The sequence below is a fragment of the Streptomyces aureus genome, assembly GCF_001418135.1.
Classification (GTDB): Bacteria; Actinomycetota; Actinomycetes; order Streptomycetales; family Streptomycetaceae; genus Streptomyces; species Streptomyces aureus_A.
The window spans coordinates 1-4,144 of record NZ_LIPQ01000510.1 but is presented as its reverse complement, the minus strand read 5'-3'; the positions used below and the strand labels follow the sequence as shown (position 1 = coordinate 4,144).

The following is a 4,144-nucleotide window of genomic DNA, read 5'->3' as shown; positions in this document are numbered from 1 at the left end:
CAGCAGGATGACGCGGGCTGCGCCGCGACCACCCTCTCCTTCGTCCGCGCCTGGAACCGGGAGGTGAGTCGCCTCGGCTACGTGCCCGGGTACTACAGCAGCGCGGACACGGGGGTGCGGGACATCGAGGCGGCGCGGCGGGCGGGGACGGCGGATCTGCCGGCCGTGATGTGGTTCGCGCGCTGGCTGGGGCGGCCCGCGCTGTACACGGAGTCGGTGCTGCACCCGGACGCCTGGATGCCGCACGCCCGGATCCACCAGTACGCGGGCAATGTCACCGAGGCGTACGGTGGCCGCAGCCTCGCCATCGACCGGAACGCGATGGACGCGCCCGTCGCCCGTGTCACCCCCACCGCCGGCCGTGCGGCCGGGGTTTCCGACTCCGGCGGGGTTCCCGGCCGGGCCGGGGACGCGGCGCCCCACGTCCCCCGACCCTGAGGCGGCCCCGAGGGCTCTCCACCCAGAGGAGGTCGGGCCGTCCCCGCCCCTACAACCTGAGGCGGACTGCGGGTCGGGACCTGGGGCCGATCCGCGGGGCACCCCTCCCCTCATAGCGTGGAGTCATGACTCCGCCACCCTCTGGCCCCGTCTGCGCCGGTGCCTCGCAGTACGCGTCGTACTCGACCTTCTCGTCGTACGTACGGGCGCGTGGGCCCGTGCTCCTGCGCACCGCGCGCTCCCTGACCGCCAACCCCTGCGACGCCGAGGACCTGCTGCAGACCGCGCTGGCCAAGACGTTCGTCGCCTGGGAGCGCATCGAGGACCACCGTGCCCTGGACGGCTACGTCCGCCGCGCGCTGCTGAACACCCGCACGTCGCAGTGGCGCAAGCGCAAGGTCGACGAGTTCGCCTGCGACGAGCTGCCGGAGCCCTCCGGTGTCCCGGAGCCGGACCCGGCCGAGCGGCAGGTGCTGCACGACGCGATGTGGCGCGCGGTGCTGAGGCTGCCCGAGCGTCAGCGTCAGATGGTGGTTCTCAGGTACTACGAGGACCTCAGCGAGGCCCAGACCGCCGAGGTCCTGGGAGTGTCCGTCGGCACCGTGAAGAGCGCGGTGTCGAGGGCGCTCGGCAAGCTCCGCGAGGACCCGGAACTGACCCCCGTCCGGTAGGCGGTGCGCAGGAAGTACGTGGGAAGCAAGCAGGAAACAGAAGAAAACCCCCGAAATCGACGCGGCGCGACGCTCGCGCCAGTGATCACTGGCTTTTTCCGTACTCTCGGGTAGTGACATACCGCGCGGTACGTGCGCAGAATCGCCACACCTCTTTCTGCCACGTAGCGCCCACCGGGAGGACGCCCCGTGTACAGCACCATGCAGGACGTACAGCTGACCGTGAGCCGCATTCTCAAGCACGGAATGACGATTCACGGGAAGTCGATCATCACCACCTGGACGGGCGAGCCCGAGCCGCAGCGCCGCACGTTCGCGGAGGCCGGAGCACGTGCGCACCAGCTGGCCAACGCCCTGCGCGACGAACTCGGGGTCACCGGCGATCAGCGGGTCGCGACCCTCATGTGGAACAACTCGGAGCACGTCGAGGCGTACTTCGCGATCCCCTCCATGGGCGCGGTCCTGCACACCCTCAACCTCCGTCTTCCCCCCGAGCAGCTGGTGTGGATCGTCAACCACGCCGCAGACCGGGTCGTCCTCGTGAACGGCTCCCTGCTCCCCCTCCTCGCCCCGCTGCTGCCGCACCTGCCGACGATCGAGCACATCGTGGTCGCGGGCCCCGGGGACCGTTCCGTCCTGGACGGCGTGGCCCCCCGCGTGCACGACTACGAGGAGCTGATCGCGGGCCGTCCGACCACGTACGACTGGCCCGAGCTGGACGAGCGTTCGGCCGCGGCCATGTGCTACACCTCCGGCACCACCGGCGACCCCAAGGGCGTCGTCTACTCGCACCGTTCGATCTACCTGCACTCGATGCAGGTGAACATGGCCGAGTCGATGGGCCTGACCGACAGGGACACGACCCTGGTGGTCGTCCCGCAGTTCCACGTCAACGCCTGGGGCCTGCCGCACGCCACCTTCATGACCGGCATCAACATGCTCATGCCGGACCGTTTCCTCCAGCCGGCCCCGCTCGCCGACATGATCGAGCGCGAGAAGCCGACCCACGCGGCCGCCGTCCCGACCATCTGGCAGGGCCTGCTCGCCGAGGTCACCGCCAACCCCCGTGACCTCTCCTCGATGTCCCAGGTCACCATCGGTGGCGCGGCGTGTCCGCCCGCGCTGATGGAGGCGTACGACCGGCTCGGTGTCCGTCTCTGTCACGCCTGGGGCATGACCGAGACCTCCCCGCTGGGCACGATGGCCCACCCGCCGCACGGCCTCACCGCCGAGGAGGAGTGGCCGTACCGCGTCACGCAGGGCCGCTTCCCGGCCGGCGTCGAGGCCCGCCTGGTCGGTCCGGCCGGCGAACACCTGCCCTGGGACGGGGAGTCCGCCGGCGAGCTCGAGGTGCGCGGCACCTGGATCGCGGGTTCGTACTTCGGCGGCGTCGACGGCGAGGCCATCCGCCCGGCGGACAAGTTCAGCGAGGACGGCTGGCTCAAGACCGGTGACGTCGGCGTGATCAGCCCCGAGGGCTTCCTCACCCTCACCGACCGCGCCAAGGACGTCATCAAGTCCGGCGGCGAGTGGATCTCCAGTGTCGAGCTGGAGAACGCGATCATGGCGCACCCGGAGGTCGCCGAGGCTGCCGTCGTCGCCGTGCCGGACGAGAAGTGGGGCGAGCGCCCGCTGGCGACCGTCGTCCTCAAGGACGGTGCGACGGCGGACTACGAGACGCTGAAGGCCTTCCTCGCCGACGAGGGCGGCATCGCCAAGTGGCAGCTCCCGGAGCGCTGGGCGATCGTGCCGGCGGTGCCGAAGACGAGCGTCGGCAAGTTCGACAAGAAGGTCATCCGCAGGCAGTACGCGGAGGGCGAGCTGGACGTGACGGAGCTGTAGTCACGGATTCCGGACCAGGCCACGGTACGGATACGGATACGGGTGCGGGGAGGGCTTCGGCGACGAAGCCCTCCCCGCACCCGTATCGCCGTACTCGTGGCTCGTGGCCCGGGCTCGTGTCCGTGCCCGGCTAGTTGGTGCCGATCTTCGCGAGCAGGTCCACGATCCGGGCCTGCACCTCGGCGCTGTTCGCGCGCTCGGCGAGGAAGAGGACCGTCTCGCCGGAGGACAGCTTCGGCAGCTCCTCCTCGGCGAGGCCGGCGGAGGTGTAGACGACGAGCGGGGTGCGGTTGAGCTGCCCGTTCGCCCGCAGCCAGTCGATGATCCCGGCCCGGCGGCGGCGCACCTGCATCAGGTCCATCACCACCAGGTTCGGCTGCGTCTGGGTGGCGAGCGTGACCGCCTCGGTGTCCGTGGCCGCCCGTGCGACCTGCATCCCGCGCCGCTCCAGAGTGGCCGCGAGCGCCTCCGCGATGTCCTCGTTCTCCTCGATCAGGAGGACGCGGGACGGGTGCTGCTCGCTGTCGCGCGGGGCGAGCGCCTTGAGGAGCACGGCCGGATCGGCGCCGTACGCGGCCTCCCGGGTCGCCTGTCCGAGCCCGGCCGCGAGGAGCACGGGCACCTCGGCGGCGACGGCCGCCTGACGCAGCGACTGGAGCGCGGTACGGGTGATGGGCCCGGTCAGCGGGTCGACGAAGAGCGCGGCCGGGAAGGCGGCGATCTGGGCGTCGACCTCCTCGCGGGAGTGCACGATCACCGGCCGGTAGCCCCGGTCGCTCAGCGCCTGCTGGGTGGAGACGTCGGGGGCGGGCCAGACGAGCAGCCGGCGCGGGTTGTCGAGGGGCTCCGGGGGGAGTTCGTCGTCGACGGGGCGCGGCGCGGGCCGGTTGGCGACCTCGACGGCGCCACCGGGGCCGTCGAGCGGCTCTGGTCCCTCGGCGGATCCCTCGGCGGGTGCTCCTATGGCGTACGCGCGGCCTTCGGGCGCGCGGGACGGCGCCTGCGACGGGGAGTCCGCCTGCGGGTGCGGCCTGGCATCGCCGTGGGCCGGTACGGGGATCGCGGCCGGGGCCGGCGGATCGGCCTCCGGCGGGGTGGCGAGCCTGCGCCGCCGACCGGAGCCGTTGGAGGGCGCGCCGGGGGCCACGGGGGCCGCCGGGACGGGAGAGACGGCGGGGGTCGCCGGGTTCGGC

Annotated in this window: 3 protein-coding genes and 1 pseudogene; 3 read left to right on the top strand and 1 reads right to left on the bottom strand. The window is 72.1% G+C overall.

Annotation, left to right across the window (positions count from 1 at the left end; genetic code table 11):
- The 3 genes from AOK00_RS32555 to AOK00_RS32545 form a co-directional block, all read left to right on the top strand.
- Window positions 1-438: glycoside hydrolase domain-containing protein (locus tag AOK00_RS32555; RefSeq protein WP_159041897.1), on the top strand; the 438-nt coding region annotated here is incomplete at its 5' end.
- A 125-nt stretch (window positions 439-563) separates the two neighbouring features.
- Window positions 564-1,109, top strand: a complete 546-nt coding sequence (locus tag AOK00_RS32550; RefSeq protein WP_055603761.1) for a SigE family RNA polymerase sigma factor — start codon at window positions 564-566, stop codon at window positions 1,107-1,109.
- Between the two features lie 189 nt (window positions 1,110-1,298).
- Window positions 1,299-2,951, top strand: a complete 1,653-nt coding sequence (locus AOK00_RS32545; protein ID WP_055603760.1) for a long-chain fatty acid--CoA ligase — start codon at window positions 1,299-1,301, stop codon at window positions 2,949-2,951.
- A gap of 130 nt (window positions 2,952-3,081) precedes the next feature.
- On the opposite strand, the pseudogene AOK00_RS32540 reads toward AOK00_RS32545, so the two are convergent.
- Window positions 3,082-4,144: pseudogene (locus AOK00_RS32540) on the bottom strand (PAS domain S-box protein); the annotation flags it as partial.

Coding starts and splice junctions, on each gene's coding strand:
- AOK00_RS32550 (WP_055603761.1), top strand. CDS start 564: ATGACTCCGCCACCCTCTGGCCCCGTCTGCGCCGGTGCCTCGCAGTAC.